Raw genomic sequence first — 6,120 nt, forward strand, 5'->3', positions numbered from 1 at the left:
GGAGTGCTGCACCTGGCAGAAAAGGAAATTTCACCACCACCAGTGGGAGGTGAGAGGGAGTTCGTGAAGGGAGTGGGAAAAATTAAGGAAAAGTTGATGATACTCCTGGATATAGATAAAATGATAACAAATAGAGAAATTGAGATTGCCTCTCCAGTTTAGGCATCACTGCTTCGCAGGCCCTACATCAGGAAAGCCCTCGCGCTGCCCTGTACCTGCCCGCTTTATCATCTCCTCCGGCGAGAGGAGCATTCTCACAAGATTGCGCGCATGCTCGCGAGCACGATTTCTGCAAAGCTGCACAAGTTCAGCCTCATTTTTGGCTTCGTCCTCATGGACAAATACCTCAAGTATGTGCTTGTCTGTCATGAGCTGTGCGAGCATTATCCCCTGGCTGGCGACCTGTGCGGAGGCCTTATCTTTGGGTACTGGACCTGGCATGCCCAGAGCTATGCAGGCCTCGCACCCCTCCTCCTCAATGAGAATCTTGCACGCTACCGCCAGGTCCTTAATCCCGGGCACAGTTCTGCGGACGGGCTTTATCTGCGTTGTCAGGCTTTTGATTTCGTCTATCACCTCCTTCCCCATATCAACCCGTGCAAAGGTTGTGTCAACCACTCCCACCTTAATCATTCATTACCACCACTCTTGGTATAGAACAGGAGTAACATGCCCGCTCCTATTGTAATAGTCGCGCCCCAGAAAACTGTGAGGGAGTCTAGGATTACCCAGTCGGGCTGCACAATGCTCAGGGTAACCATAACAATGCCCAGATGCGTAAGCGCTGAGCCAGTGCGCTTTTTGTAGCCAATACTGAGGAAGTGGAGTTCCTTTCCCGCCATGGTGAGGGCGAGCACGCCCGCCTGCAGAATCAGAGCGAAGGCGAGCACAACCCCAAGCGCAAGCCTGTAGTCTTTGAGGTAGAGCCCGAAGGCCAGGACGAGAAGGAGGGCCGAAAGGGGGATTAAATACCTCTCGGGTACAATGCGCTTTGGGATGCAGATGGCGAGTATCAGAATGAAGGCGACGGCGAAGGGAAAGGCGAGGCGGTCCATCTTCTGCATGAAATTGAGGTAGGCCATCGAATACATAAAGGAGGAATCAGCCCTCGACTCCATGGCGTAGTCGTATATCCCGTAGAGGGAGACCACACCCAGAGCGATGAGCGTTGCCACCGCAAGCAGTGTAAGGGACTTATCAAAACCCATGATAGGTAAGAGGAGCACAGACTTTAAATATTTAGCTGTCATATCATAAGGAATGAACTATTACGACTTCCTGTCCTTCAAGCAGGAGGCCCTGAAGTACTACCCCCCGCTGGTCTACATTGCCCTTGGTATAGGTCTTCTTGCCTCTGTCTTCTCCGCCATATACCTCTGGAAGAGGGAAGAGAGGTACGGGAAGCTCGCCTTCTATGCAGCCATCGCCCTGAGTGCTGAGCTTACCCTGCTCTATGCCCTGCTTGTGAGGTACCACCTGGGCTTGGCAAGCGTCTCTTATATCAACCCCTTTGAAGGAGGTCGCTTCAGCATCCTCATGCCCTTCTGGGTGGAAAAGGAGCGCCTCATCTTCTGGCTCTGGGTATACTCCTTTATGGTTCTCTACGCATGGAGGTACCGCGCTAAAGCCCTCGCCTCTTCTCTGAACTTTGGCTCCCTCGCCTTTCTAATTGCTATCTTCTTCACAGGCGCCGAGGAGCCTCTCCCTGAGATGAGCAGGCTGGTTGAGCAGTACCTCCTCTGGGAGCTTCATCCCTTCTCTGCACCTATCGAGCTATTCCGCTCCCTTATGGGCAAGTACTACCTGTACTCTACCTGGTACATGTGGCTCCACCCACCCATGGTGTTCATCGCCTATGCCGCCTTCACAGTCAACTTCTTTGCCTGCATGGCCATGCTAATTAAGCGGGATGAAACCTACGACAGCATAGCCTATGCATATGCGAAGTTTGGGTATGTGTTGCTCACCGTAGGTATGCTCATAGGCTATCCCTGGGCGCTTGAGGCATGGGAAGGACAGAGCTGGTGGTGGTCGCCAATAATAAGCGCCTCTTTCATGCTCTGGTTCTTCTATTCCGCCTACCTGCACACGAGGCTCTATGTCAACGATGCAAAAATGTGGCACACGACTGCTATTCTAGGAATATTGGGCTACCTGAGCGTTATATTCGCCTATCTAATAATATTCCTCTTACCAGGGGCGCACGCTTACGTATAGTACAAAAAGCTAAGAAGGAGCCTTATTCTTCTTATTTTTTGGGATCCTTACATTGAAAATACTTCCACCGCCAGGATTGTCCTCAACCCAGACTTCGCCGGAGTGGAGCTCAACTATGCGCTTCACTATGGCAAGACCCAGCCCCCTGCCTGCTGCGCCCCGCTTCTCCAGCCTCCTGAAACGGCTGAATATCTCATCCTTGTACTCATCCGGCACCCCCTCACCCCTGTCCCTTACACATATCTTCAAGCTTTCGCCTTCATCCAGGATTTCCACAGTTATTTTACTTTTCTCGGGACTGTACTTTATGGCATTTGACAGCAGATTGGAGAACACATCCTCAATGCAGGGGTTAACATTTGCGATGCTGCTTCCATCACATGTGAGCTCTACCTTCAATTCCTTCTCATCGAGCATTGGTTTGAAAGTGGATATCACCACCTTGACAATTTCACACAGGTCCTGCTCCTCCAGCTCGAGCTTCTCAACACTCTCCAGCTTGGCGAGTTTTGATGCATTTTTAATCATACTTATTAACCTCTCAGTGCTGCCGGTAATCACCATGAACTCCCGGCTTTCCTCCAGAGCAGACTGCCTTTTAAGGAGGAGTTCTTCCATACTGCTCATGATAGAAACTATATTCAAAAGGTCGTGGGCCATTATGTCTATGAAAAGGTCCTTCAGCTGATTTGAGCGTTCCAGTTCTTTTGCATACTTCTGTACCTGTTCTTCGGCAAGCTTCCGCTCAGTTATGTCGTAGACCATGTGAAAGTATATCCTTCTGCCTTCTTTTGTTTTGAAGCGGGTGGGATAAACCGCAGATTTTACCCAGCGTCCAAACTCCTCATTGAAGAGCTCCTTCTCCACTGTGCAGTGCCCCTTTTCAACCGCCTCTTCCAGGGGGCAGCCGGGATACGGCTCCTCCAATCCATGCACAACCTTTGGGCAGTAGCCTCCTATCACCTTCTCGGGTTCCACCCCCAGCTCCCGCGAAATTGCCCTATTGACGAGCAGTATGTTGTGCTCCTCATCCACAAGCATAACATAGAATGGAAGGGCGTCGAGCAGTTCCTGCAGATTTATCTTGGTAGTCATATCCAGCATGCCATCACACTTCTCCTCACGCTCATTAAAATTAATTTTAATTTCAAAGAATATAAATTTAGCGCACCCCGGGCTTTTCATATCTGTCTGTACTCAGGTGCCAGTGCTAAGAAGCCAGGGAGACCTCGTGAACCTATCACCATGGAGTGAATCAGGGTTGTGCTGGAGGCTCGGCTTTGTGCCTGCCTGATGGAGCACGTGCTTGATGTGAAGATGTCGCACAAATGCTTGTTTGGGTTTGTCGGATGTGGTGCTCATAGATATAAATTGAAGTTTTTTGGGTCAATATAAGAGCTGGAAATACCAGCCAGAGCCTTCTACAACAAAGGGAATATTTATAACCCCTGGATGCGTTGCTTTTACCATGGCGATTCATCCCATTGAATTCCGGTACGGCAGCGAAGAGATGAAGCGCATCTTCGAGGAGGAGGCAAGGCTCCAGAAGCTTCTTGACGTGGAGGCAGCCCTCGCCAGAGCTCATGCAAGGCTGGGAAATATTCCCGAGGAGGCAGCGCAGGAGATAACGCGCAGGGCGTCGACGCATTATGTAAAGCTTGAGCGCGTAAAGGAAATCGAGGCTGAGATTCGCCACGATTTAATGGCTGTGGTCAGGGCCCTGGCAGAGCAGTGCGGCGACGCGGGCAGGTATGTGCACCTGGGCGCCACCTCCTACGACATTATAGACACCGCGAATGCACTGCAGTTTAAGGAGGCCCTCGGTGTAGTTGAGAAGGACCTCTACGAGCTGGAAGGCATTCTTATTCAGCTGGCGGAGAGGCATAAGAATACAGTTGCGATAGGCAGGACCCACGGGCAGCATGCTTTACCGATAACCTACGGCTTAAAATTTGCGATATGGGCTCGCGAGGTCAGACGCCACCTTCAGCGCATCGCCGAGGCCAGGAGGCGTGTGCTCGTAGGCAAGATGAGCGGCGCCGTGGGCACAATGGCGGGCTTTGGAGAGCGTGGGATTGAGCTTCAGGAGGAGGTAATGCGCCAGCTTGGGTTGCGCGCTGCCCTGGTTTCCTCACAGGTGGTGCAGCGCGACCGCTACGCTGAGCTTCTAAGTGTGCTCGCGCTTATAGCCGCAACGCTGTACAAAATCGCAAAGGAGATTCGCAACCTCATGCGCACCGAAATCGCCGAGGTTAGTGAACCCTTCGCAGAGGATAAGCAGGTGGGCTCGAGCACGATGCCCCACAAGCGCAATCCCATAAATGCCGAGAATATCTGTGGCCTGGCGAGGGTGGTGAAGAGCAACCTCTTCGTCGCGCTGGAGAATGTAGCCCTGGAGCATGAGCGCGACCTCACAAATTCCAGTGCAGAGCGGGTGGTAATACCGGAGAGCTTCATCCTCATCGACGAGATGCTAAAGCGGGCAAAGCGCATCCTTGCAAGGCTCGAGTTGCACGAAGCAAGCATAAAGCGCAACCTTGCCCTCACGCGGGGGCTTAACCTGGCGGAGGCGGTGATGATAAGGCTCACTGAGCGGGGGATGGGCCGGCAGGAGGCGCATGAGCTTCTGCGCAGGCTGGCGGTTAAGGCGTGGAGAGAAGACAGAGCCTATGCGGAGGTCCTCAAGGAGAGCGAGCAGGTGAGGCGCTACCTGAGCGAGGGGGAGATTGAGGCTGCGCTCAAGCCCGAGAACTACATAGGTCTTGCGCCCAGGCTGGTGGAGCGGGTGCTGGAGAGGGCTAGGAAGGAGAGAGAGGCTCAGCGGTAAGGGTGCCATGAGGAAAATGAAACTCAGGTATGATCCCGAGGTTGACATTCTGTACCTGAAGAAGATAGCGGTTTGAGAAGGAAAGTTTTTATGTTTGATTAATATTTAAAAACTAGGGGGATAGGATGTCGAAATTAGGGAGAGTAAAGTGTCACGTAAGGGGTTTACCTACAAAAGAACTTGGAATAATAGATAAAATAAAACTATTAACAAATAAACTAAAGTTGGAAATTATTTTAGAAGACGAAAAAATAGTGATTGTGTCAAATAAAAGGCGACACAAAATTTATTATAAAGATATTTTAGAAATAAAATATAAAAAATTTGATAAAAAATTATTTTTAAATATCTTTGGGTATATAATTCTTGCATATATTTTTTATGTGTTTTACCTTCCTATGAATTTAATAGCAAGTATTTATACTGTATATTCAATTATAATGGACCTTCTAAAAACCAACTATGAGCATTTGACGATTCAATTGGCTAAAAAGATAATTTTTCCAATTTTAAGGATAGTTCTTCTTATTATATTAGTAATTTTAATATTTAATATGATAAAAAACATAATTAAAACCATAAAAAATAAAGGTACTATTATCATTTCTGCCAAAGACTTTCCAGAAGAAATTTATATTGGACCATTTTCAGAAGCCAAAATATGGTATTGGAAAATAAAGCAAGCAATGCCGGCTGAATCCTCTAAAAAAGGTAAATCAATATTAATATTAAGCAAGATAGTAAGTTTGAAATCAAAAATAATCACAAAACTGAAGAATTTGAAGAGATAAAGTATCCTTTAATAATAATTGAAAAAGCTCATTGATATCTACATAGCACCCATAATTTCTGAGCAAAGTTTATCTTTAGGTATTGACTGAAGGATGTCTTAGTCGGAATCACCTTCAATCATCCCCCTCAACTCCTCCAGCATCTTCTCGACATCACCCTTTGTATAGGTGAAGAAGTGCCCCTCCTGCGCTGCTTCTCCTATGGATGCGAGTCTTTCATAGTCGGGATATTCTTCCCCCTTCTCTCTGAGAAGTGCGAGCAGAGTTTTAGTGTCATCAATGGGT

Annotated in this window: 8 protein-coding genes; 4 read left to right on the forward strand and 4 right to left on the reverse strand. The window is 48.7% G+C overall.

The window, feature by feature from the left end; translation table 11 throughout:
* Nucleotides 1-3: 3 nt before the first annotated feature.
* On the forward strand, nucleotides 4-162 hold the full coding sequence (locus tag ACXJJW_RS09615; protein ID WP_456475537.1) for a chemotaxis protein CheW: 159 nt from the start codon (nucleotides 4-6) through the stop codon (nucleotides 160-162).
* 3 nt (nucleotides 163-165) lie between these two features.
* On the opposite strand, the gene ribC is transcribed toward ACXJJW_RS09615, so the two are convergent.
* Nucleotides 166-633, reverse strand: coding sequence for a riboflavin synthase (gene ribC / locus ACXJJW_RS09620; protein ID WP_456475530.1), 468 nt, complete (start codon nucleotides 631-633; stop codon nucleotides 166-168).
* Nucleotides 630-1,208, reverse strand: a complete 579-nt coding sequence (locus ACXJJW_RS09625) for a hypothetical protein (protein ID WP_456475531.1) — start codon at nucleotides 1,206-1,208, stop codon at nucleotides 630-632. Before ACXJJW_RS09625 ends, ribC begins: the two co-directional genes overlap by 4 nt.
* A gap of 52 nt (nucleotides 1,209-1,260) precedes the next feature.
* Here ACXJJW_RS09625 and ccsA point away from each other — a divergent pair, with 52 nt between their 5' ends.
* Nucleotides 1,261-2,217, forward strand: coding sequence for a cytochrome c biogenesis protein CcsA (gene ccsA / locus ACXJJW_RS09630; RefSeq protein ID WP_456475532.1), 957 nt, complete (start codon nucleotides 1,261-1,263; stop codon nucleotides 2,215-2,217).
* A 9-nt stretch (nucleotides 2,218-2,226) separates the two neighbouring features.
* Here the strand turns inward: ccsA and ACXJJW_RS09635 are convergent, their stop codons facing one another.
* On the reverse strand, nucleotides 2,227-3,321 hold the full coding sequence (locus tag ACXJJW_RS09635) for a PAS domain-containing sensor histidine kinase (RefSeq protein WP_456475533.1): 1,095 nt from the start codon (nucleotides 3,319-3,321) through the stop codon (nucleotides 2,227-2,229).
* A 364-nt stretch (nucleotides 3,322-3,685) separates the two neighbouring features.
* On the opposite strand from ACXJJW_RS09635, the gene purB reads away from it, so the two are divergent.
* Nucleotides 3,686-5,044, forward strand: coding sequence for an adenylosuccinate lyase (gene purB / locus ACXJJW_RS09640; RefSeq protein WP_456475534.1), 1,359 nt, complete (start codon nucleotides 3,686-3,688; stop codon nucleotides 5,042-5,044).
* 125 nt (nucleotides 5,045-5,169) lie between these two features.
* Nucleotides 5,170-5,835 carry a hypothetical protein gene (locus ACXJJW_RS09645; protein ID WP_456475535.1) on the forward strand — a complete coding sequence of 222 codons (666 nt, stop codon included), beginning with the start codon at nucleotides 5,170-5,172 and terminating at the stop codon, nucleotides 5,833-5,835.
* 98 nt (nucleotides 5,836-5,933) lie between these two features.
* On the opposite strand, the gene ACXJJW_RS09650 is transcribed toward ACXJJW_RS09645, so the two are convergent.
* A partial coding sequence (locus ACXJJW_RS09650) for a hypothetical protein (RefSeq protein WP_456475536.1) occupies nucleotides 5,934-6,120 on the reverse strand: 187 nt, incomplete at its 5' end.

The organism is Candidatus Pyrohabitans sp., from assembly GCF_054014795.1.

Coding starts and splice junctions, on each gene's coding strand:
- ribC (WP_456475530.1), bottom strand. CDS start 633: ATGATTAAGGTGGGAGTGGTTGACACAACCTTTGCACGGGTTGATATG.
- ccsA (WP_456475532.1), top strand. CDS start 1,261: ATGAACTATTACGACTTCCTGTCCTTCAAGCAGGAGGCCCTGAAGTAC.
- purB (WP_456475534.1), top strand. CDS start 3,686: ATGGCGATTCATCCCATTGAATTCCGGTACGGCAGCGAAGAGATGAAG.
- ACXJJW_RS09635 (WP_456475533.1), bottom strand. CDS start 3,321: ATGCTGGATATGACTACCAAGATAAATCTGCAGGAACTGCTCGACGCC.
- ACXJJW_RS09645 (WP_456475535.1), top strand. CDS start 5,170: ATGTCGAAATTAGGGAGAGTAAAGTGTCACGTAAGGGGTTTACCTACA.
- ACXJJW_RS09625 (WP_456475531.1), bottom strand. CDS start 1,208: ATGGGTTTTGATAAGTCCCTTACACTGCTTGCGGTGGCAACGCTCATC.